Consider the following 20,865-nt stretch of genomic DNA (forward strand, 5'->3'; position numbering starts at 1 on the left):
CTTGGAAGGATTTTAGGCGCTGCGCCAGCGCGGACGGCAGAAGGGCTAGGGAGTGGCCGCGGCAGCTGGCGCCTCGGGCTGAGCCACAAAGCCGATACGGCTCAGGCCCGCCGCATGGGCAAGTCCCATCAGCTCCACCACCTTGCCGTAGGGCACAGTGGCGTCGGCGCGCAGTTGCACCTCGGTCTGCGGGTTCTGGGCCGCGGTTTTCTGCAGTGCCTGGGCCAGCGCCGGCAATGTAATCGGCTGGTCTGCCAGATAGGCTTGCCCCGATGTATCCAGCGCCAGCGATACAAACTGGGACCCGTCTGCAGCCTGGGCACCTTCCGTCTTGGGCAGATCCACCTTCACTGCGCTGACCATCAGGGGCGCCGTGATGATGAAAATCACCAACAGCACCAGCATGACGTCAATCAGCGGCGTCATGTTGATGTCGCTCATGGGTTGTGCGCCGGGCGTGCGCTCCAGACGGCCGAAACTCATGCCTGAGATGTCAGTAAAAGCTCACGCAGATCGCGCGCAAAACCTTCCAGGTCCGCTTCAATCCGGGCAATCAGTCGACCCAGGATGTTGTAGCCCAGCACAGCGGGAATGGCGACCGCGAGGCCCGCTGCGGTCATGATCAGCGCCTCACCCACGGGGCCGGAGATCTTGTCGATGCTGACCTGCCCTGCCCCGGCGATGCCCATCAACGCGTGGTAAATCCCCCAGACCGTGCCCAGCAGACCCACGAAAGGCGCCGTGGAACCCACAGTGGCCAACAAGACCTGCCCAGCCTGCAACTGCCGCAGGATGGCATGCAGAGCATCGCGCAGCACACGGGTCAGCTGCTGGGAGCGGTCACCGCTGGCTCCCAGCGTTCCGGGGAGGGCCCCTGCGGTTGACTCAATCAGCGGGCTGACGAGGGACTCGCGATCCAACGCACGCACGGTATCGCGCCCTTGTTCCCAATTCGGTGCCTGCCAGAAGGCCGCAGTGCAGCGGGCGACATCGCGCGCCGCGCGCTGCAGCAGCCAGCCCTTCCAGAGAATTACCACCCAGCTGCAGATCGACATGCCCAGCAACACCACTGACACCGTGGTGCTGACCGTATCGCCCTGAAACAGATGGGCCGGCATCATTTCAGATTGAGCACGTCGAACATGTCAAACAGGCCTGCGCTGCGGCCTGCCAGAAAGCGTGCGGCCCGCAGACTGCCCTGCGCATACGTCACACGGCTGGACGACTTGTGGGTGACTTCGATGCGCTCGCCGGTACCGGCGAAAAGCACCGTGTGGTCGCCCACGATATCGCCGCCACGGATGGTGGCAAAGCCGATGCTGGAGGGATCGCGCTCGCCGGTGACGCCTTCGCGGGCATACACGGCGCAATCTTTCAGGTCCCGACCCAAGGCCTCGGCGATCACTTCACCCATCTTCAGCGCGGTGCCCGAGGGAGCGTCGACCTTGTGGCGATGGTGCGCCTCGATGATCTCGATGTCATAGCCCGTAGCCATGGCCTTGGCCGCCATCTGCAGCAGCTTGAGCGTGACGTTCACGCCCACACTCATATTGGGCGCCATGACGATGGCGATGTGCTTGGCGGCCTCGGCAATCTCCGCCTTTTGCGCCTCGGTAAAGCCGGTGGTACCGATGACGGCGGCCACGCCCAGTTCACGACAGACCTTGAGATGCTCCAGCGTGCCTTCAGGGCGCGTGAAGTCAATCAGCACCTGGCTACCTTGCAGGCCCTGGCGCAGATCGGAGGTGATGAGCACGCCCGTGGGCTGGCCTGCAAAGGCGCCCGCATCCTGGCCCAGGCTGGGGCTGCCTGCGCGGTCCAGCGCGCCACCCAAGCGGCAATCATCGGCCGCACGCACGGCCTCAATCAACATCTGGCCCATGCGGCCGGAGGCGCCAGCGATGGCAATCGTATGGGTCATGTCCCTGTCCTGTCTGAAAAACTTATTGCGCCGCAGGTTCAAGCGGTGGATAGGCCACCGGATTGGCCGGGGCAGTGCCAGGTGCCGGTGTCACATCCCCCCCCCTTGCCGGAGCAGGAAACTTCTGCAGTTTGTCGTCCGGCGCGGTCAGGGCCGGCAAAGGGCCCTTGACGGGGTTGGAGCGCAGGGTGGCGACGAATTCCGACTCGCTGGGCAGTTCATCCGCTTCAACCCGATCAAGCAGGTCATTGTTGAAGAAGACGGTCACGCGACGCGACTGCGGCTCGGCGCCCTGGCGCTTGAGGGTAAACACATAGTCCCAACGGTTGGCGTGGAACACGCTTGCCAGCAGGGAGGAGCCCAGCACATCCTGCACCATGGCGCGCGGCATGCCGGGACGCAAGACGGCGAGCTGCTCGCGCGTCACCACATTGCCCTGAACGATATCGATTTTGTAGGGCTGCACCGCTGTCGTCACTGCATCGCCCGTACCCTTGAGTGTGCTGCACGCTGTGAGGGCCAGCAAGGCCAAAAGACCCAAGGAAAAACGGGAACCGCGCAGCAGGGTGTTAGGCATGAAAAGTCAGTGACGATATGATCGGCCGATTGTAGCGGCTGGCCTGTGCCAGCCCGATTTGCGCCCGCGCCGGGAAAACGCCATGAGCAACATCAACGAACTGAAGAATACGGGCCTCAAAGCCACGGTCCCACGCCTGAAGATCCTGGAAGTATTCCAGCGCGGTACCCAGCGCCACATGACGGCCGAAGACGTGTTTCGTGTCCTGCTGCAGGAACGCTCGGATGTGGGCTTGGCCACGGTGTACCGCGTGCTGACCCAATTCGAACAGGCCGGCATCCTGAACCGCAGCCACTTCGAAGGCGGCAAGGCGGTCTATGAGCTCAACGAAGGCCAGCACCACGACCACTTCGTCTGCACCCAGTGTGGCACGGTCGAGGAATTTTTCGACGACAAGATTGAGAATCTCCAGAAAGCCATCGCCAAGAGCAAAGGCTGGCTTTTGCAGGAACATGCAATGTCGCTCTACGGCCTGTGCGCCAATTGCGCCAAGAGCCAGCACTGAGACTGTCCGGAACATTCACCCCCTGCGCTGAATCGGCCAGGGGAAGTTTCCGATCACTAAAACCCTCAGCCGCCCTGGAGCATGGCCTTACGGTGGCGCTCGACGAACTCCTGGTAGGTGTCGATGCCGCGCAGCTGCAGAATGGTGTTGCGCACCGCAGCCTCCACCAGCACGGCGATATTGCGGCCGGCGACCACCTGAATCACCACCTTGCGCACGGGAATGCCCAGCACATCCTGGGTTAGCGGCTCATACGGAATGCGTTCGTACTCACGCTCCAGGGTCTCGCGGCGCACCAGGTGCACGATGAGCTTGAGGCGCATCTTGCGGCGCACAGCGGTTTCACCAAAGATGCCACGGATATCGAGCAGCCCGATGCCGCGCACCTCCAGCAGGTTTTGCAGCAACTCGGGGCAGCGCCCCTCGATGGTGGTCTGGTTGATGCGGTAGAGATCGACCGCATCGTCGGCCACCAAGCCGTTGCCGCGCGAGATCAGTTCCAGACCCAGTTCGCTCTTGCCCAGGCCAGACTCGCCGGTAATGAGCACGCCCAGGCCGAGAATGTCCATGAACACGCCATGCATGGACATGCGCTCGGCAAAGTGTTTGGACAGGTAAGCCCGCAGCACATCGATCACAAAGGCCGAGGACTCCTTGGTCGCGAACATCGGAATCTGCGCACGCTCGCACATGGAGAGCAGCGCCTGCGGGGCCGCTTGCCCATCCGCCAGGACTAGCACCGGCGGCTCCAGGGTCACGATCCGGGAGATGCGGCGCGCACAATCTTCCGGCGTGGCATTGGTGATGTAAGTGATTTCACGCTCACCCAGAATCTGAACGCGGTAGGGGTGGATGTAGTTGAGGTAGCCGACGAGGTCAGCGCCGGAACGCGCCGCACTGATGGCAACCTCGTCAAAGCGGCGCTCGGAAGCGCCCAAACCGGCGACCCACTCCCAACGGAGATAGGCACGAAACTCTTCAAAAAGGGCGTCAGCGCTGACCGCGGTGGGCTTCACTGCGCGGCTCGCTCAGAAAAATCAGGCCGCGCGGGCCGATTGCCAACCGGCAATGAGGCCATGCAATTGCAGCGAATCGGTGCAAACCGTCAGTTGCTCACGCAGCGTTGCGTCACTGAGCAACTCGGCAATTTCAGACAGGATTTCCAGATGCTTCTGCGTTGCCGCCTCAGGCACCAGCAGGAAGATCAGCAGGCTCACCGGAATGTCGTCCGGCGCGTCGAAGCCAATGGGCTGCGCCAGCTGGAACACGGCTGCCATGGGGGATTTGAGACCCTTGATGCGACCGTGCGGGATGGCCACGCCATGACCCAGACCGGTGGAGCCCAGGCGCTCGCGGGAGAACAGACTGTCCGTCACCAAGGCCCGGCTGAGACCGTGCAGGTTCTCGAACAGGAGGCCCGCTTCTTCAAAAGCGCGCTTTTTGCTGGTGACATCGACTTGCGCAAGCACTTGCGAAGCGGAGAGGATGGACGCGAGTCGGTTCATGGTGTGGAGCGAATTATGCACACAAAAAAACCGCCCGTGAAAGGGCGGTTTTTGGGTGGCAGTCCCTAGCGTTCCGGATTTACATCAAACGCTTGGGCGCTTCGTGATGGTGGTTTTGCAGACGGTCCTTGTGACGGACGACTTGGCGATCCAGCTTGTCGACCAGCTCATCCACGGCAGCGTAGAGGTCTTGGTGAGCGCTTTCTGCAAACATGTCACTGCCCTTGACGTGAATGTTGCATTCGGCGCGCTGCCGTCGCTCCTTTTCCTTTTGCTTCTCAACGGTGAGTAGTACCTTGACGTCTACCACTTGATCAAAGTGGCGCATGATGCGATCGAGCTTGGTCGTGACATAGGTGCGCAGAGCGGGGGTAACTTCAAGGTGATGACCGCTGATCGTCAAATTCATAAATAGCCTCCAGTTGCTCTCAGGGTTGAAAAAGCCTTCCACATGGTGGTTGGCGCTCACACTTCATATCCGAATTTCTAAACCCTATTTGCGGTCGTCTTGCGAATGACTATGCGCCCGTTTGGAGGTGATTGCAATCGGTTTTTGTAATGCAATGCAACATGCAGGGACTCTCTGGTGGGCACTCACTTGGGGGCCGGCGGCGGCCCTGCATGCAGATTCAGGCGTGCACCCACCACGATGGCAAACAGGCTGGCGATGCCACCGACCACGGCCGCCCAGCCATAGTGCTGGACCATGCCGCCCGCGTCACGACTGATGATGTAACCACCCACTAATGCCGCAACGCCCATGGCCGCAGACTGAACGGCGGAATTGAGGGTCATGAAGGTGCCACGCACAGCCGGGCTGGCCGCCGAAGTCAGCATGGCCATGCCCGGAATCATGCGGCCACTCATGAAAACAAAAAACAGGGTGGTGATCAGCAAAACCCAGCCCATGCCCCAAGCTGTGGTCACAGGCCCCAGCTGGGTGGTGATGACCATGGGCACGAGCACGAACAGGGCCATCACCCGGAAGGTCTTGTACTTGCCCCAGCTATCCGCCAGGCGCCCCACCACACGGGCCGACAGCAGGGTGGCCACGCCGCCGCAGAGGTAGATCAGCGGGATCTGCTCGGCATGCATGCCGACGTTGGTCTGCATATAGATGGTGATGTAGGGGATCACGGTGAAGCCTGTGAACATCAACAGGGCCGAGAAGACAAAGGCGCGCTGGTGGTTGCGGTCCGCCACCGCATCGCGGATACGCTCCCAGGACGAGGCATGGGCCTGCACCGCCAGATGCTCGCGCAACGGGGGCAGCGAGAGCTGGGCAAACACCATGAAGAGCAGGCTGAGTACCGAGATCAGGATAAAGGGCAGATGCCAGCCAAACTTGGCAGCCAGGAACAGCCCCAGAGGTACACCCGCCACCGTGGACAGCGAAAACGAGGTCATGATAATGCCCATGGCACGGCCGCGGCGCTCGAAGGGAATCACGTCGCCCACGATGGTCTGGCCCAGGGCCGAGAGCACGCCCCCGAAGATGCCAGCCGCAATGCGCGCGGCCATGAGGCTACCGTAGGTGGGCGCCAAGCCGCAAGCCAGCGTGGAGAGCGCAAACAGGCCGTACAGCGTGAGCAGCAGGCGCTTGCGGTCAAAACGGTCGATGTAGGTGGAGGCCGCCAGACCTGAGGCGCCCGCCGCTAGAGTGTAGGCCGAGACCAGCATGCCGAACTGGGCGTCGCTGATCTGGAACAACGTGGTCAACGCAGGCCCCAGCGGCATCATGATCATGAAATCCAGGATGTTGGTGAACTGAATCCCGGCCAGGGTGATCAATAGCCACAGTTCGCGGCGGGGCGAAAGCGCAGTGTTCATAAAGGAACGGTAAAGAAATGGGTGGGGAAGTAGGCGAAGCACTCTAACACCGCGTGTGCGGTGCGATAATTTGCCGGTCATCACAACTGGAGATCGCTCCTTGGAAACCTACCCTAGTCGGTAGCTTTCGACTCCCGGCTCTGCCTCGGGGTTGAAAGCACCCAACCCCACACCGCAGACAACACCACCTCGGGAGTGAGCCATGCTCAATATCTTTACGCTCGCCAACGGCCGACTGTTTCAGGAAGAAATCGAGTCGCTGGAAGAGCTTTCCAAGTTCCAGCCCATCTGGGTGGACCTGGAGTCCCCCACGCCAGAAGAAAAGCGCTGGGTCAAACAGTACTACGGCCTGTCCATCCCGGAAGACGCGATGGACGAGGACATCGAGGAATCCGCGCGCTTTTACGCCGAAGACAATGGCGATGTGCACATCCGCAGCGACTTTCTGGTCGCCGACGATGATGAGCCGCGAACAGTGCGTGCCGCCTTTATCCTGAATCTGGTCAACGACCACCTCAAGAGCAAGGGCGTACTCTTCTCCATCCACGACGAGGATGTGCCCGTATTCCGCCTGCTGCGCATGCGTGCGCGCCGGGCACCGGGCCTGATTGAGGACGCCAAGGAAGTGCTGCTCAAGCTGTTCGACGCCGACGCCGAATACTCGGCAGATACGCTCGAAGGCATTTACGACGAGCTGGAGAAAGTCAGCAAGAAAGTGCTGTCGGGCAATGTGACCGACGCGATTGCCGGCGAAGCGCTGGGCGCGATCGCGCGTCACGAAGACTTGAGTGGCCGCATCCGTCGCAACGTGATGGACACGCGCCGTGCCGTGAGCTTCATGATGCGCAGCAAGATGCTCAACGCCGAGCAGTTTGAAGAGGCGCGCCAGATTTTGCGCGACATCGACTCGCTGGACTCGCACACGGCCTTCCTGTTTGACAAGATCAACTTCCTGATGGACGCCACGGTTGGTTTCATCAACATCAACCAGAACAAGATCATCAAGATCTTCTCGGTGGCCAGCGTGGCCCTGCTGCCGCCTACCCTGGTGGCCAGTGTCTACGGCATGAACCTGAAGTTCCCCGAGCTGGAGATCCTGGGTGGATGGAGCTACCCCTACACCGTGACCATGATGATTGCGAGTGCGCTGGTGCCCATGTGGTACTTCTACAAGCGCGGCTGGCTGCGCTAATTCAAGCCAAATTGGTATCCAGATTTCGTGGAATCTGCGCGAGCAGCTACTGTTTTGATAGTGATTGAAGCCAACGCTCCACGATGCGGCATGTGTACACGCTGGCCACATCGCGGACGAAGCTGCTGAAATCCAGGTGCGCCTCGTCATCCGCCCGGTCGGAAATGGTCCGAACGGCGGCAAAGGGCAGGCCGTAGTCGGCGCAGACCTGGGCCACTGCGGCCCCCTCCATTTCCACGGCCAGTGGCGGGTATCCGGCGACCTGCAAGCCCTGTACCAGCGCTGCGACTTCGGTGGCGCCGTTCACAAACCGGTCACCACTGGCAATCAGGCCACGGTGCACTGCGGGCGCACGGCCCTGGGGCTGAAAGCCGGCAAGCGCCTCCTGCGCAGCCAGCTCCAAGCTGGCGCACAACGCAGCATCCCCCGGAAACTGCGCGCGGCCATACAGCGGAATCTCGTAGCGAGGAAACAGGGGCGATGCATCCATGTCGTGCTGCACATAGCTGCTGCCCACGACCACATCCCCAACCCGCACCCCCGGGCCCACACCGCCAGCCACCCCGGTGAACACCACGCGGCCCACGCCGCAATGGGCGATCAGCGCGGTGGTCGTCGTGGCGGCGGCCACCTTGCCAATACCGGACAGGGCCAGCACCACGGATTGGCCCCACAGCCCACCGCGCCAAAAGCTGCGCCCGGCATGCCGCAACTGCTCTGGTGACACCATTTGCTCCAGCAAACCGGCCTGCTCTTCCGGCAGGGCACTGAGGATGGCGATGGGGGCGGTGGCAGAACTCATGGGGATAAAAAAAGCGGTCCGAAGACCGCTTTTCTACCATGGGCAGCACGCCACCATATTGGTGAGGATGGCTTCACTTGTCCCGCAACTCGCGGCGCAGGATCTTGCCCACGGGCGTCTTGGGCAGCTCGGTGCGGAACTCCACCACCTTGGGCTGCTTGTAGCCGGTCAAGTTTTCCTTGCAGAAGTTGCGCACATCCTCTTCGCTGAGGTTGGGGTCCTTCTTCACAATGACCAGCTTCACGGCCTCGCCGGACTTGGCATCCGCCACACCCACGCAGGCGCATTCCATGACGCCGGGCATCTGCGCCACCACGTCTTCGAGTTCCGTGGGGAACACATTGAAGCCGCTGACCAGGATCATGTCCTTCTTGCGGTCCACGATCTTGAAGAAGCCCTTCTCATCGACCACGCCAATGTCGCCGGACTTGAAGTAGCCATCCGAGGTCATGACCTTGGCGGTTTCATCAGGACGTTGCCAGTAGCCGGCCATCACCTGCGGGCCCTTGATGGCGATCTCGCCGCTCTGTCCGGGGGGCACTTCATTGCCGTCGTCGTCGAGCAGCTTCATGTAAGTGCCGGATACCGGCACGCCGATAGTGCCCGTGTATTCGTTGGAGGTGATGGGGTTGCAACTCGCGATGGGCGAGGTTTCGCTCAGGCCATAGCCCTCGCAAATCGGGCAACCGGTTTTCTCGAACCACAGCTTGGCCACCGCACTCTGGACTGCGGTGCCCCCACCGACCGACACCTTCAGATGGCTCCAGTCCACCGTGTTGAAGTCGGGGTGGTTCGCCAGGCCGTTGAACAGGGTATTGACGGCCGGGAAGCTGTGGATGGTGTGCTTGGACAGCTCCTTCAGCACGCCGGGAATGTCGCGCGGGTTGGGGATCAGGATGAGCTTGCCGCCCGTGCGCATGGACAGCATCATCCCCACAGTGAACGCGAAGATGTGGTACAGCGGCAAGGCGCACACCGAGGTGGGTTGCACACCTGACGGAACCTTGGCCATGGCGGGGCCGTACCAAGCCTCGGCCTGCAGGGCGTTGGCAATTACGTTGCGGTGCAACAGCACCGCGCCCTTGGAAACGCCGGTGGTGCCACCCGTGTACTGCAGCACGGCCACATCGTCAGCCTTGGTTTCGGGCTTCTTGAACGGCGCCTTGGTGCCGGTTGCGATGGCAGCATTGAAACGCACGGCGCCGGGCAGGTTGTAGGCCGGCACCATCTTCTTGACGTTGCGCACCACGTAATTGACCAGCGCCCCCTTGAGCAGGCCCAGCTGGTCGCCCATGGCGCACAGCACCACGTTCTTGACGGGTGTGGCAGCAATGCACTTCTCCAGCGTGGTGGCGAAGTTCTCGATGATGACGATGGCCTTGGCGCCGGAGTCCTTGAGCTGGTGCTCGAGTTCGCGCGGGGTATAGAGCGGGTTGACGTTGACGACCACCAGACCGGCGCGCAGGATGCCGGCCACGGCCACCGGGTACTGGGGCACATTGGGCATCATGATGGCCACGCGGTCACCCTTGACCAAGCCCAGGCCCTGCAGGTAGGCGGCAAAGGCCTGGCTCAGGCTGTCGGTCTGGGCGTAAGTGACGTCCTTGCCCATGAAGTTGTAGGCCACGCGGTTGGCGTTTTTCTGGAAGCTTTCTTCCATGAGGCCCACCAGCGAGGAGTACTGCGCGGTATCGATGTCCGCGGGCACGCCCTTGGGGTAGCTGCCCAGCCAAATGCGATCTGTCATGTCCTTGTCTCCGTCCTTTATTTTTTGGAACCCAATCGGGTATTTTCGCCATCGGGGGCCCGGCGCGGGCGTGTGCTTTCCCTAGTATTTCCGCACAAGGCTCAGGCCTTCAGCGCCCCCAGCACTTCGTCGAGCATCTTCTTGGCATCGCCAAACAGCATGCGGTTGTTGTCCTTGTAGAACAGTGGGTTGTCCACGCCCGCATAGCCAGAGGCCATGGAGCGCTTCATGACGATAGATGTCTTCGCCTTCCAGACCTCCAGCACCGGCATACCGGCGATGGGGCTGGTGGGGTCATCCTGCGCAGCCGGGTTCACGATGTCGTTGGCACCAATGACCATGGCCACGTCGGTGTCGGGGAAGTCCTCGTTGATCTCGTCCATCTCCATCACGATGTCGTAGGGCACCTTGGCCTCGGCCAGCAGCACGTTCATGTGACCAGGCATGCGCCCGGCCACGGGGTGGATGCCGAAACGCACGGTGACACCCTTGTCGCGCAGGGTCTTCGTGATCTCGTTGACCGTGTGCTGGGCCTGAGCCACAGCCATGCCGTAGCCGGGGACGATGATGACGCTCTTGGCATCGCGCAGCAGTTCGGCCGTCTCGGCGGCGCTGACTGGGGTCACCTCGCCCTGGGGCTGGGCAGCTTCTCCAGACTTGGCCGGGGTACCCGCGCCAGAGCCAAAGCCACCGGCAATCACGCTGATGAAATTGCGGTTCATCGCGCTGCACATGATGTAGGACAGGATGGCGCCGGAAGAGCCCACCAGCGCACCAGTCACGATCAGCAGATCGTTACTCAGCATGAAGCCCGTCGCCGCAGCGGCCCAGCCAGAATAGCTGTTGAGCATGGACACCACCACCGGCATGTCGGCTCCACCAATGGCCATGACCATATGCACGCCAAACAGCAGGGCGATCACCGTCATGACGATCAGCGGCGTCATGCCTTCGGCCACGGTAGGTGCATGGATGAAGGCACGACCGAACCAGATCACAACCAGCAGACCGGCCAGGTTGAGCCAGTGGCGTGCGGGCAGCAGCAGGGGCTTGCCGCCAATCTTGCCGTTGAGCTTGCCAAAGGCGATCAGCGAGCCCGAGAAGGTGACGGCGCCAATCAGGATGCCGATGTAGATCTCCACCTCGTGGATGAGCTTTTCCGCGCCCTGAAACTGGATGGAGGTGTCCACGTAGCTGGCAAAGCCCACCAGGCAGGCCGCCAGACCGACCAGGCTGTGCATGAGCGCAACGAGCTCGGGCATCTGGGTCATCTTCACCACCTTGGCAGCGTAGAGGCCCACGCCCCCGCCGATAAGCAGCGCGATCACGATCCAGGCAATGCCGGAAGGGCCGACGCGGGGACCGAAGATGGTCGCCAGCACGGCCAGCGCCATGCCAACCATGCCGAACAGGTTGCCGCGGCGCGAAGTTTCGGGGTTGGACAGGCCACCCAGGCTGAGGATGAAGAGAATGGCGGCGCCCAGATACGCCACGGTTGCGAGACTTTGGGACATGGTCGTCTTTCCTTTTGTTCTTATTTGCGGAACATGGCGAGCATGCGGCGGGTCACAGCAAAACCACCGAACATGTTGACCGCCGTCAGCACGATGCCGGCAAAGGCCAGCCAGCGAATCAGCTCATCCGGGCGACCGGCCACACCGGCCTCCGGCGGCGCAATCTGCACCAGCGCGCCGATGGCGATGATGCTGGAGATGGCATTGGTCACGCTCATCAGCGGCGTGTGCAGCGCAGGCGTCACATTCCAGACCACCATGTAGCCGATGAAGCAGGCCAGCACAAAGACCGTGAAGTGGCCCAGGAAGGCCGCGGGTGCGTAAGCACCGATGAACCAGAAGGCCAGTGCGGCGACGGCAAAGATGATCGCCAAGGTCTTGGCCGGCAGCGGTGCGCTGCTGCCATGGCCGTGGCCGCCCTTCTTCTCGGCCGCAGGTGCTGCGGCGGGCTTGGGCGCGGGCGCCGGAGCCTGCTTGAGAGCCGGGGGCGGCCAGCTGATGTTGCCCTCCTTCACCACCGTGAGGCCGCGGATGGCGTCGTCTTCCATATTGACGTTGGCGATACCGTCCTTGGTCTTGCACAGCTCTTCGCTCAGGCGGAACAGGTTGGTGGCGTACAGCGTGGACGACTGCTTGGCTAGGCGCGAGGCCAGGTCGGTGTAGCCCACGATGGTCACGCCGTGCTTGACCACGGCCTGGCCGGGTTCGGTCAGCTCGCAGTTGCCGCCCTGCTCGGCCGCCATGTCCACGATCACGCTGCCGGGCTTCATGGAGCGCACCATTTCGGCCGTAATGAGCTTGGGCGCGGGCTTGCCGGGGATCAGCGCGGTGGTGATGATGATGTCCACTTCCTTGGCCTGCTGCGCGTACATGGCGCGCTGTGCGGCCTGGAAGCCCTCGGACATGACCTTGGCATAACCGCCGCCACCACCGCCTTCTTCCTCGTAGTCCACCTTGACGAATTCGCCACCCAGCGAGGTGACCTGGTCGGCCACTTCAGCGCGCGTGTCATTGGCGCGCACGATGGCGCCCAGGCTGGCTGCGGTACCGATAGCAGCCAGGCCGGCCACACCGGCGCCGGCGATGAAGACCTTGGCCGGTGGCACCTTGCCCGCAGCCGTGATCTGGCCGTTGAAGAAGCGGCCAAAAGCATTCGCTGCCTCAACCACAGCACGGTAGCCGCTGACGCCGGCCATGGAAGTCAGCGCGTCCATCTTCTGGGCGCGGCTCAGGGTACGCGGCAGGGCGTCGATTGCCAGCACGGTGGCCTTCTTGGCCGCCAGTTGTTGCAGAAGTTCGGGGTTTTGGGCGGGCCAGATGAAGCTGATCAGGGTGCCGCCTTCGCGCAACAGCCCTACTTCCTCGGCCGACGGGCCACGCACCTTGAAGACGATGTCCGACTGGGCCCAGAGTTCGGCGGCAGTGGCCACCACTTGCGCACCTGCGGCGCGGTAGCTGTCGTCGTCGCAGTTTGCGAGAGCACCCGCACCGGATTCGATGCTGACCTGGAAACCCAGCTTGATCAGCTTCTCCACCACCTCGGGCACCGTGGCCACACGTTTTTCACCCGGGAAGATTTCCCGGGGAACGCCAATACGCTGTCCTTTTTCAGTGGGGACACTGGTCTGCATGAAACGGCTCCTCTAATTGGATGGGTCATGGCCCAAGGGCGTGCTTCGCGGCGGTAAGGTTCGCGAAAGGTACTGGGCGGGAACTTTAACTGAATTTCCCTCTGCAAACGCCCGCCTGGCGCCACCTGCACAGCGGCCCGCGCAAAACAGCCCAACCTTCCGTGCCCATAATCCCGCATGAGTGCGCGATGGAAACCCAACGTGACGGTGGCCGCCGTCATTGAACAGGACGGCCGATTCCTGCTGGTGGAGGAACACACCCCCGAAGGCCTACGCCTGAACAACCCGGCCGGCCATCTGGACCCCGGCGAGTCGCCCGCTCAGGGTTGTTCCCGAGAGGTATTAGAGGAAACGACCTATGCCTTCACGCCCGGCTTTCTGGTCGGCCTGTACCTGTCGCGCCAACAACGCCAGCGCGCAGATGCGCTGGAAGACGTGACCTACCTGCGCTTTGCCTACGCGGGCACGCTGGGCGCCCTGGATGCGCAACGCACGCTGGACACCGGCATCGTCCGAACCGTGTGGCTCAGCGCAGAAGAGCTGCGCGCCAGCCGGGAACGGCACCGCAGCCCACTGGTGCTGCAGTGCATGGAGGACTACCTGCGCGGCCAGCGCTACCCGCTGGAACTGGTCTATGCCGACGCCAGCCTCTGGAGTCCGACCAAGTCGCTATAAAAACAGGAGCTACTTGCGCACTGTCGACGAGGGCCAGGGGCATTATTGGCACATAAACCGCCTTCAGGCTTGCCCCGGTAAAATTGGGGCATGAGCAAGCAACGCATCGTAGTGGGCCTGAGCGGGGGCGTGGATTCCGCCGTTACCGCCCACCTGCTGAAACAACAAGGCCACGAGGTGGTCGGCATCTTCATGAAGAACTGGGAAGATGACGACGACAGCGAGTACTGCTCGTCCAATATCGACTTCGTGGACGCCGCCGCTGTGGCCGACGTGCTGGGCATCGAGATCGAACACGTCAACTTTGCCGCCGACTACCGCGACCGCGTGTTTGCAGAATTCCTGCGCGAGTACCAGGCCGGGCGCACACCCAATCCCGACATCCTCTGCAACGCGGAGATCAAGTTCAAGGCCTTTCTGGACCACGCCATGCGTCTGGGCGCCGAAAAGATTGCCACCGGCCACTATGCGCGGGTACGCCTGAATGAGGCAACCAATAAACACGAGTTGCTCAAGGGTCTAGACCCGGCCAAAGACCAAAGCTACTTTCTGCACCGCCTCAACCAGGCCCAGCTCTCCAAGACCCTGTTCCCCGTGGGCGAGCTGCACAAGACCGAGGTGCGCCGCATTGCCGACGAGATTGGCCTGCCCAATGCCAAGAAGAAGGACTCTACGGGCATCTGCTTCATTGGCGAGCGGCCCTTCCGCGAGTTTCTGAACCGCTATATCTCCAAGGAACCGGGGCCCATCAAGAATGCCAAAGGCCACACCATTGGCGAGCATGTGGGCCTGTCTTTCTACACCCTGGGCCAGCGCCAGGGCCTGGGCATAGGCGGCCTGAAAGCCAAGGGCGCCCAGCGCGGTGGCGGCGACCATGCCCCCTGGTTTGTGGCGCGCAAGGACATGGGGGCGAACACCCTGTGGGTGGTGCAGGGGCATGACCATCCCTGGTTGCAGTCCAGCCAGTTGCAGGCGCAGGACGCCAGCTGGATTGCCGGCGACGCGCCCGCAGCCGGCCCAATGGCAGCCAAAACCCGCTATCGCCAGGCGGATGCCGAATGCGCGCTGGGTGCCTCCCCGGGTACCGATTTCGCACTCGACTTTGCAACGCCCCAATGGGCCGTCACCCCGGGGCAGTCTGCCGTGCTCTATGACGGCGACGTCTGCCTGGGCGGCGGCGTGATTGCAGCAGCCACAGTCCAGCCCTGAGTCTGGCGACGCCGCGCGGGCCCACAAAATGCATGGTTTCATGACATTTTTGGCACGCTCCGCACAAAAGCCGGTGCTAACATCGTTCACGCTGCGAATTGCATACAGTTCGCTAGGGACCTTTTGAAAGCCCATGGCCATGTTCCACGTACTCCGCAACGCCGATGGATCCATTGCCTCCCTCGCCCGGATTGAACGGCCGGGCGGCGAGTTGCTCGCCGACGACCACCCGGATATCCAGCGCTTTCTGGGCACCCGGGCCCCGGCTTCGGGGTTCAACGAGGCGGATGCGGAATTCGTGCGCGTTCTGGAAGACTTGATCGACACGCTCATCATGAAAAACGTCATTCGCCACACCGACTTGCCTGATGCGGCGCAGCGCAAGCTGATGCTGCGCAAGGGGCTGCGCAACCGCATGCAGGGTGCGCTCAATCTGCTGGGTGGTGATGAGCGGATCCTCTGAATCCATGGTGTCCCCCAACACCGCCCCCCCCCCTGCCGCCAAACAAGCCTCCTGGCGGCTCGGCGAACACGGCATCCACTTCGACCCGCTGCTCGACAGCGTGGTCGCCATTGCCCGGCTCTACGGCATCTCCACCACACAGGAAGCCCTGTCGGCCGGCCTGCCGCTTGAGGGCAACCTCGTCACCCCCGCCCTGCTGCCGCGTGCCGCAGCCCGTGCCGGGCTGACCGCCCGGCTGGCCCGGCGCGAACTCTCCGCCCTGCGCCCCGGCCTGTTGCCGGCCATCCTGCTGCTCAAGGACAAGCAGGCCTGCCTGCTGCTGGAGTGGACCGAGGACGGCCAGGCGCGTGTGCGCTTTCCTGAAGGCGGCGAGTCCAGCGATGTGCTATCCAAAGAGGCTCTGCAGGACCTGTATGCCGGCGTGGTCTTTTTCATCAAACCGGTGTTCAAGTTCGATCCGCGCAGCCCGCAGACCGGTGACATCAAGTCTGGCCACTGGTTCTGGAGCGTGGTGCTCCAGAACTGGCGCCTCTATCGCGACAGCCTGCTGGCGGCCCTGTTGATCAATATCTTTGCGCTGGCCATGCCGATGTTCTCCATGACGGTCTATGACCGCGTGGTGCCCAACCGGGCGGAGGAAACCTTGTGGGTACTGGCCATTGGCGTGCTCATGATGATGAGCTTCGATATGGTCTTGCGCATCCTGCGCGCCCATATTCTGGATACGGCCGGCAAGCGCATCGACGTGACGCTGTCCTCGCGCATCATGGAGCGCGTGCTGGGCCTGCGCATGGCAGACCGCCCGGCCTCGGTCGGCTCCTTCGCCGCCAATCTGCGTGCATTTGAAGCGGTACGCGACTTCGTGGCGTCTGCCACCATCACTGCGCTGGTGGACCTGCCCTTTGTACTGGTGTTCCTCCTGGTGATCGCCTGGATCTCACCCTGGCTGCTGATCCCACCCATCGTTTGCATCGTGCTGCTGCTGCTGGCATCGCTGGTGGTGCAGCAGAAGATGCAGGAGCTGGTGGAGGTGACGCAGCGCGCCTCGGCTCAACGCAATGCCAGCCTCGTGGAGAGCCTGGTGGGCATCGAGACCGTGAAGTTCATGGTGGCCGAGAGCGTCTTCCAACGCAAATGGGAACAGTCCACCGTGTTCCTGGCGCAGCACGGCGGCAAGCTCAAGCTGCTCTCCAGCAGCACCATGAACTTCGCACAGATGCTGCAACAGCTGGTCTCGGTGACCTCGGTCATCGTCGGCGTCTACCTGCTCATGGCCAACCAGATCAGCATGGGCGCCATCATCGCCGCCTCCATGCTGGCCGGGCGCGCCATGGCGCCGTTCGGTCAAGTGGCCGGCCTGCTGATGCAGTACCACAGCGCCAAGGCCGGCTTGGGTTCGATCGACACCCACATGAAGACGCAGCCCGAGCGCGCGGACGACGCTGCGTTCCTGCACCGTACCGGCTTCCAGGGCACCATCGAATTCAAGAACGTCAGCTTCACCTACCCCGGCCAGCAACAGGCCGTGCTGAACCGGGTATCCTTCAAAATCCATGCGGGCGAGAAAGTGGCGTTCATTGGACGAGTGGGTTCTGGCAAATCGACCATCCAGCGCCTGATCCTGGGCCTGCACCAGCCCAGCGAAGGCGCTATCCTGATTGATGGGATCGACTCCCGGCAGATTGACCCGGCCGAGTTGCGCAGGGCTGCGGGTTTTGTCTCGCAAGACGTCGCCTTGTTCTACGGCACGCTGAAAGAAAACATCGCACTGGGCGCACCCTTTGCGGATGACCAGGACGTGATTGCTGCCGCCGAGATTGCCGGCGTCACGGAGTTTGCCAACCGCCACCCCCGCGGCTTTGACATGCCCATCGGCGAGCGCGGCGAATCCCTCTCTGGCGGGCAACGCCAAGCCGTGGGCATTGCGCGTGCGGTGCTCAACGACTCCCCCATTCTTCTACTGGATGAGCCCAGCAGCGCCATGGACCACCAGAGCGAAGACCAGCTCAAGGCCCGCTTGCGCCGCTTCGGCCTGGGCAAGACCGTTATTCTGGTCACCCACCGCACCTCGCTGCTGGAGTTGATTGACCGCCTGATCGTGATCGATAACGGCCAGATCATGGCCGATGGCCCCAAGGCCCAGGTGGTCGAAGCGCTGCAAAGCGGCCGCATCGGGAGAGCCAACGCATGAGCGAGAACGAAGAAGCACTGCGTCCTCCACGCTGGAAAGCGCTCTGGGATCGCTTCTATGCTCGCTGCTCAGCCCTCATCGATCGCGGCCTGCTGGCCATTGTGGGCAAGCACAGCGAACAGGATGGCGATTTCGACGCCAATGCCGACTGGGCCATTGCGGAACAAACACCCAAGGGCGCGCGTATCGTGATCTGGCTCAGCGTGGCCTCAGTGGCCGTGCTGCTGCTCTGGTCTGCCTTCGCGGTACTGGACGAAGTGACGCGTGGTGAGGGCAAGGTGATTCCCTCACGCCAAATCCAGATCCTGCAAAGCCTGGACGGCGGCATCGTCTCCGAAATCCTGGCCCGCGAAGGCCAGACGGTGAAGGTCGGCGACCTGCTGCTCAAGGTGGACCCGACCCGCATGGTCTCCTCGCTGCGTGAAAACCAGTCGCAGTACCTGGCTCTGCTCGCCAAGGGCGCACGGCTGCGGGCATTGGCAGAAGGCTCACGCTTCTCCCCCCCAGACGAGGTGGTGAAACAGGCCCCCGAGATCGTCGAGCAGGAACGCTCTCTCTATGAATCCCGCCGCGCAGAACTCGACGCCACCATCGGCGTAGCCCGCCAGCAATCTGCGCAACGCTCGCAAGAGCTGGTCTCCGTCCGCGCGCGCCGCGAGCAGGCGAGCCAGAGCTACGCCCTGACCGCCAAAGAACTCGAAATGACCCGCCCCTTGGTGCGCACCGGGGCGGTGTCTGACGTGGAACTGCTGCGGCTGGAGCGCGACGTGGCCCGCTACCGTGGTGAGCGCGACAGCGCAAACTCCGATATTCCCCGACTGGAATCTGCCGTAGCAGAGTCCGCGCGCAAGATCCAGGAAGTGGAACTCACCTTCCGCAACACCGCGCGTTCCGAGCTAAGCGAAGTCAACGCCAAGCTCAACGCGCTGTCCGAAGGCAGCGCCGCGCTGGAAGACCGGGTCAAGCAGACCGAAATCCGCTCCCCTGTGAACGGTACCGTGAAGCAGCTGAAGGTCAATACCGTGGGCGGCGTGGTGCAACCCGGCAAGGATGTGATTGAGCTGGTCCCGTCCGACGATGCCCTGCTTCTCGAAGCCCGGGTGCTGCCACGCGACATTGCCTTCCTGCGGCCCGGCCAAAAGGCGCTGGTGAAGTTCACGGCCTATGACTTTGCGGTCTACGGTGGCCTAGATGCCACGCTGGAGCAAATTGGCGCGGACAGCGTGGTCGATGAGAAAGGCAATGCATTCTTTGTGGTCAGGGTGCGCACGCTGTCCAATACCATCGGGCAGCAAAAGCTGCCCATCATCCCCGGCATGGTGGCTGAAGTCGATATCCTGACCGGCAAGAAAACCGTCCTTTCCTACCTGCTCAAGCCCATTTTGCGTGCCAAGGCCAAGGCGTTGACTGAACGATGAGCGGCACAAGTAAAGGGCTGTACCTCACCCGCGACAATGGGCTGCTGGCACACTGGAAGAGGTCCCTAAAAGACAGCAAAGGCACAGCCATTTCAGGACTCGATGCCTTGGCGCCTGAAGCGCAGCACGAAGCAGGCTTGCTATGGGTGGACCTTGCAACACCCGGTCTACCGGTCTGGAACGCACCGGAATGGGCAAGCATGCTGAAAAGCAGCAAGCTACGGATCATCGCTACCAGCTCAAACCCGAGGGATTTCGAGGCCGTGACGGCTCTGGACGCGGGCTGCGCTGGCTATTGCCACGCCTACGCAGATGCTGCCACCCTGCGGCAAGTGGACCAAGTCGTCCGGGCAGGCCACGTCTGGATCGGTGCGGCGCTCATGCAGAAGCTCATCCAGACCGCCAACCATGCCGCCGCCCCTGCCAAGGGGGAAACCGGCTGGAGCCAGGGATTGACCGCCCGGGAAAAACAGGTGGCACTTCTCGCGGCTAAAGGGGCCTCCAACCAAAGCATTGCCACCGACTGCGACATCTCGGAACGCACGGTCAAAGCTCACCTAAGCGCCGTTTTTGACAAACTGGGCATCAGCGACCGGCTCCAACTGGCACTCAAAGTGCACGGAATCCAATAAAACTTCACAAAACCTGTACTTGAGGACAATAGGCGGCCTGCCTGTCCTGCTCTAGAGTCAGCTTATCTAATTAGCTGAATTCCGGAGTTCGTATGGCCGCCAACCAAGTTACTGCCCAAGCCCGCGGTGTTGTTGTGATCCTCCAAGGCAATGCCTGGATCGTCAATCCGGATGGCAGCCGACGTGCACTGCGGGTGGGTGACGAGGTGCAGGAAGGGCAGGTCGTAGCGACTGAAGACGGCACCCGGCTCGAACTGGCCATGCCGCACGGACAAAACCTCAATGTCGAGTCCGGGCGTGAACTGCTGCTGGACGCCAACCTACTCGGCACAGCGCCCACCGACCCCACGGAGTCTGCACTCAAGGACCTCAACAGCGGTGCCGATGCCGTCGCACGCGCCCTAGCCACGGGTACTGGAGACCTGTCGGTAGAGCTGGATGCCACAGCGGCTGGCCTTGGTGGCGGCGAAGGCAGCGACTCGCACAGCTTCGTACGGTTGGTTCGAATCAGTGAAGAGCTCAACCCGCTGGGCATAGACCGCGCCGCCCAAGGCGGGGACGAAGACTTCGTTTTCCCCAATGACTCTGTAACAAACACCGCCAACAATACCCAAGTCCTGTCAGACCCCAGCGTTGTCAGCGTCTCCAGCCCGCGCGAAGCCGAAGGAACCACCCTCTCTTACTCCGTCAACCTATCCGGAAACACCACACAAAATACCACCTACAGCTTCGGCCTCTCGGGTGGTAGTGTTCCTGGCCAAACCGCATCGGCAGCCGATTACGGCACACCCGTGTTCAGCAACGGCGTCACCTACAACGCCGTTGCCGGAACGGTCACCGTTCCTGCCGGTGTCAGCAGCTTCACCGTCAGCATCCCTACGGTCAACGACACCGTCTACGAAAAAGATGAATTCTTGCTTGTCAGCGTCGGTGGAGCCGTCGGCACTGGCACGATTGTCGACAACGACACAGCGCCGGTCTTCAACATGGGCTCGGACTTCATCGTCGATGAGGCCGCAGGCACCATTACCTTCACAGTCACCAAGACGGGCT

The 20,865-nt window shown here is 62.3% G+C and carries 21 protein-coding genes; 9 read left to right on the plus strand and 12 right to left on the minus strand.

The window, feature by feature from the left end; all coding sequences use genetic code 11:
• Nucleotides 1–45: 45 nt before the first annotated feature.
• From AC1RNN_RS08695 to AC1RNN_RS08710, 4 genes are read right to left on the minus strand one after another with little or no spacing between them, the layout of a single operon-like run.
• Nucleotides 46–483, minus strand: a complete 438-nt coding sequence (locus AC1RNN_RS08695) for an ExbD/TolR family protein (RefSeq protein ID WP_493090951.1) — start codon at nucleotides 481–483, stop codon at nucleotides 46–48.
• Complete coding sequence (locus tag AC1RNN_RS08700) at nucleotides 480–1,121, minus strand: MotA/TolQ/ExbB proton channel family protein (RefSeq protein WP_493090949.1); 642 nt, start codon at nucleotides 1,119–1,121, stop codon at nucleotides 480–482. Before AC1RNN_RS08700 ends, AC1RNN_RS08695 begins: the two co-directional genes overlap by 4 nt.
• Entirely contained in the window at nucleotides 1,118–1,921 is an 804-nt protein-coding gene (gene dapB / locus AC1RNN_RS08705; protein ID WP_493090948.1) for a 4-hydroxy-tetrahydrodipicolinate reductase, read from the minus strand. The genes AC1RNN_RS08700 and dapB overlap by 4 nt, the downstream gene beginning before the upstream one ends.
• Before the next feature lie 22 nt (nucleotides 1,922–1,943).
• Nucleotides 1,944–2,498, minus strand: a complete 555-nt coding sequence (locus AC1RNN_RS08710) for an outer membrane protein assembly factor BamE (RefSeq protein ID WP_493090947.1) — start codon at nucleotides 2,496–2,498, stop codon at nucleotides 1,944–1,946.
• Nucleotides 2,499–2,580: 82 nt separating this feature from the next.
• Here AC1RNN_RS08710 and fur point away from each other — a divergent pair, with 82 nt between their 5' ends.
• Nucleotides 2,581–3,003: a ferric iron uptake transcriptional regulator gene (gene fur, locus AC1RNN_RS08715; RefSeq protein WP_493090946.1), complete on the plus strand. Its 423-nt coding sequence runs from the start codon at nucleotides 2,581–2,583 to the stop codon at nucleotides 3,001–3,003.
• A 65-nt stretch (nucleotides 3,004–3,068) separates the two neighbouring features.
• Here the strand turns inward: fur and hprK are convergent, their stop codons facing one another.
• The 4 genes from hprK to AC1RNN_RS08735 all read right to left on the minus strand — a co-directional run bounded on the left by hprK (nucleotide 3,069) and on the right by AC1RNN_RS08735 (nucleotide 6,338).
• Nucleotides 3,069–4,019, minus strand: coding sequence for an HPr(Ser) kinase/phosphatase (hprK, locus tag AC1RNN_RS08720; RefSeq protein WP_493090945.1), 951 nt, complete (start codon nucleotides 4,017–4,019; stop codon nucleotides 3,069–3,071).
• Nucleotides 4,020–4,040: 21 nt separating this feature from the next.
• Nucleotides 4,041–4,508, minus strand: a complete 468-nt coding sequence (locus AC1RNN_RS08725; protein ID WP_493090944.1) for a PTS sugar transporter subunit IIA — start codon at nucleotides 4,506–4,508, stop codon at nucleotides 4,041–4,043.
• 79 nt (nucleotides 4,509–4,587) lie between these two features.
• Nucleotides 4,588–4,917 (minus strand): ribosome hibernation-promoting factor, HPF/YfiA family, encoded by a 330-nt coding sequence (gene hpf / locus AC1RNN_RS08730; protein WP_493091073.1) that lies wholly within the window; start codon nucleotides 4,915–4,917, stop codon nucleotides 4,588–4,590.
• Nucleotides 4,918–5,102: 185 nt separating this feature from the next.
• Complete coding sequence (locus AC1RNN_RS08735) at nucleotides 5,103–6,338, minus strand: MFS transporter (protein WP_493090942.1); 1,236 nt, start codon at nucleotides 6,336–6,338, stop codon at nucleotides 5,103–5,105.
• A gap of 202 nt (nucleotides 6,339–6,540) precedes the next feature.
• On the opposite strand from AC1RNN_RS08735, the gene corA reads away from it, so the two are divergent.
• Nucleotides 6,541–7,530 carry a magnesium/cobalt transporter CorA gene (gene corA, locus AC1RNN_RS08740; protein WP_493090941.1) on the plus strand — a complete coding sequence of 330 codons (990 nt, stop codon included), beginning with the start codon at nucleotides 6,541–6,543 and terminating at the stop codon, nucleotides 7,528–7,530.
• Between the two features lie 46 nt (nucleotides 7,531–7,576).
• Here the strand turns inward: corA and AC1RNN_RS08745 are convergent, their stop codons facing one another.
• From AC1RNN_RS08745 to AC1RNN_RS08760, 4 genes are all read right to left on the minus strand, one after another.
• Complete coding sequence (locus tag AC1RNN_RS08745; protein ID WP_493090940.1) at nucleotides 7,577–8,332, minus strand: 5'-methylthioadenosine/adenosylhomocysteine nucleosidase; 756 nt, start codon at nucleotides 8,330–8,332, stop codon at nucleotides 7,577–7,579.
• A 73-nt stretch (nucleotides 8,333–8,405) separates the two neighbouring features.
• A complete protein-coding gene (locus AC1RNN_RS08750; protein ID WP_493090939.1) occupies nucleotides 8,406–10,079 on the minus strand; it encodes a long-chain-fatty-acid--CoA ligase in 1,674 nt (557 codons plus the stop codon).
• Between the two features lie 101 nt (nucleotides 10,080–10,180).
• Nucleotides 10,181–11,593 (minus strand): Re/Si-specific NAD(P)(+) transhydrogenase subunit beta, encoded by a 1,413-nt coding sequence (pntB, locus tag AC1RNN_RS08755; protein WP_493090938.1) that lies wholly within the window; start codon nucleotides 11,591–11,593, stop codon nucleotides 10,181–10,183.
• A gap of 20 nt (nucleotides 11,594–11,613) precedes the next feature.
• On the minus strand, nucleotides 11,614–13,224 hold the full coding sequence (locus tag AC1RNN_RS08760) for a Re/Si-specific NAD(P)(+) transhydrogenase subunit alpha (protein WP_493090937.1): 1,611 nt from the start codon (nucleotides 13,222–13,224) through the stop codon (nucleotides 11,614–11,616).
• A 177-nt stretch (nucleotides 13,225–13,401) separates the two neighbouring features.
• Between AC1RNN_RS08760 and AC1RNN_RS08765 the strand changes: the two genes are divergently transcribed.
• The 7 genes from AC1RNN_RS08765 to AC1RNN_RS08795 all read left to right on the plus strand — a co-directional run.
• A complete protein-coding gene (locus AC1RNN_RS08765; protein WP_493090935.1) occupies nucleotides 13,402–13,899 on the plus strand; it encodes an NUDIX hydrolase in 498 nt (165 codons plus the stop codon).
• Between the two features lie 90 nt (nucleotides 13,900–13,989).
• Nucleotides 13,990–15,108 (plus strand): tRNA 2-thiouridine(34) synthase MnmA, encoded by a 1,119-nt coding sequence (gene mnmA, locus AC1RNN_RS08770; RefSeq protein ID WP_493090934.1) that lies wholly within the window; start codon nucleotides 13,990–13,992, stop codon nucleotides 15,106–15,108.
• A gap of 139 nt (nucleotides 15,109–15,247) precedes the next feature.
• Nucleotides 15,248–15,571 carry a hypothetical protein gene (locus tag AC1RNN_RS08775; protein ID WP_493090932.1) on the plus strand — a complete coding sequence of 108 codons (324 nt, stop codon included), beginning with the start codon at nucleotides 15,248–15,250 and terminating at the stop codon, nucleotides 15,569–15,571.
• A 4-nt stretch (nucleotides 15,572–15,575) separates the two neighbouring features.
• On the plus strand, nucleotides 15,576–17,762 hold the full coding sequence (locus AC1RNN_RS08780; protein WP_493091072.1) for a type I secretion system permease/ATPase: 2,187 nt from the start codon (nucleotides 15,576–15,578) through the stop codon (nucleotides 17,760–17,762).
• Entirely contained in the window at nucleotides 17,759–19,180 is a 1,422-nt protein-coding gene (locus AC1RNN_RS08785; protein ID WP_493090931.1) for an HlyD family type I secretion periplasmic adaptor subunit, read from the plus strand. Before AC1RNN_RS08780 ends, AC1RNN_RS08785 begins: the two co-directional genes overlap by 4 nt.
• The gene (locus AC1RNN_RS08790) at nucleotides 19,177–19,812 is read left to right on the plus strand and encodes a response regulator transcription factor (RefSeq protein WP_493090929.1); all 636 of its coding nucleotides are present in this window, start codon (nucleotides 19,177–19,179) and stop codon (nucleotides 19,810–19,812) included. Before AC1RNN_RS08785 ends, AC1RNN_RS08790 begins: the two co-directional genes overlap by 4 nt.
• Nucleotides 19,813–19,904: 92 nt before the next feature.
• On the plus strand, nucleotides 19,905–20,865 hold a 961-nt coding region (locus AC1RNN_RS08795), incomplete at its 3' end, for a retention module-containing protein (RefSeq protein ID WP_493137378.1).

This window comes from Rhodoferax sp. GW822-FHT02D07 (assembly GCF_058802405.1).

Bases quoted from the DNA above. Each gene is read 5' to 3' on its own strand.
- AC1RNN_RS08725 (WP_493090944.1), bottom strand. From the start codon at position 4,508: ATGAACCGACTCGCGTCCATCCTCTCCGCTTCGCAAGTGCTTGCGCAA.
- hpf (WP_493091073.1), bottom strand. From the start codon at position 4,917: ATGAATTTGACGATCAGCGGTCATCACCTTGAAGTTACCCCCGCTCTG.
- AC1RNN_RS08710 (WP_493090947.1), bottom strand. From the start codon at position 2,498: ATGCCTAACACCCTGCTGCGCGGTTCCCGTTTTTCCTTGGGTCTTTTG.
- AC1RNN_RS08695 (WP_493090951.1), bottom strand. From the start codon at position 483: ATGAGTTTCGGCCGTCTGGAGCGCACGCCCGGCGCACAACCCATGAGC.
- AC1RNN_RS08735 (WP_493090942.1), bottom strand. From the start codon at position 6,338: ATGAACACTGCGCTTTCGCCCCGCCGCGAACTGTGGCTATTGATCACC.
- fur (WP_493090946.1), top strand. From the start codon at position 2,581: ATGAGCAACATCAACGAACTGAAGAATACGGGCCTCAAAGCCACGGTC.
- AC1RNN_RS08780 (WP_493091072.1), top strand. From the start codon at position 15,576: ATGGTGTCCCCCAACACCGCCCCCCCCCCTGCCGCCAAACAAGCCTCC.
- AC1RNN_RS08765 (WP_493090935.1), top strand. From the start codon at position 13,402: ATGAGTGCGCGATGGAAACCCAACGTGACGGTGGCCGCCGTCATTGAA.
- AC1RNN_RS08775 (WP_493090932.1), top strand. From the start codon at position 15,248: ATGTTCCACGTACTCCGCAACGCCGATGGATCCATTGCCTCCCTCGCC.
- mnmA (WP_493090934.1), top strand. From the start codon at position 13,990: ATGAGCAAGCAACGCATCGTAGTGGGCCTGAGCGGGGGCGTGGATTCC.
- dapB (WP_493090948.1), bottom strand. From the start codon at position 1,921: ATGACCCATACGATTGCCATCGCTGGCGCCTCCGGCCGCATGGGCCAG.
- AC1RNN_RS08790 (WP_493090929.1), top strand. From the start codon at position 19,177: ATGAGCGGCACAAGTAAAGGGCTGTACCTCACCCGCGACAATGGGCTG.
- AC1RNN_RS08750 (WP_493090939.1), bottom strand. From the start codon at position 10,079: ATGACAGATCGCATTTGGCTGGGCAGCTACCCCAAGGGCGTGCCCGCG.
- AC1RNN_RS08745 (WP_493090940.1), bottom strand. From the start codon at position 8,332: ATGAGTTCTGCCACCGCCCCCATCGCCATCCTCAGTGCCCTGCCGGAA.
- pntB (WP_493090938.1), bottom strand. From the start codon at position 11,593: ATGTCCCAAAGTCTCGCAACCGTGGCGTATCTGGGCGCCGCCATTCTC.
- corA (WP_493090941.1), top strand. From the start codon at position 6,541: ATGCTCAATATCTTTACGCTCGCCAACGGCCGACTGTTTCAGGAAGAA.
- AC1RNN_RS08700 (WP_493090949.1), bottom strand. From the start codon at position 1,121: ATGATGCCGGCCCATCTGTTTCAGGGCGATACGGTCAGCACCACGGTG.
- AC1RNN_RS08785 (WP_493090931.1), top strand. From the start codon at position 17,759: ATGAGCGAGAACGAAGAAGCACTGCGTCCTCCACGCTGGAAAGCGCTC.
- AC1RNN_RS08760 (WP_493090937.1), bottom strand. From the start codon at position 13,224: ATGCAGACCAGTGTCCCCACTGAAAAAGGACAGCGTATTGGCGTTCCC.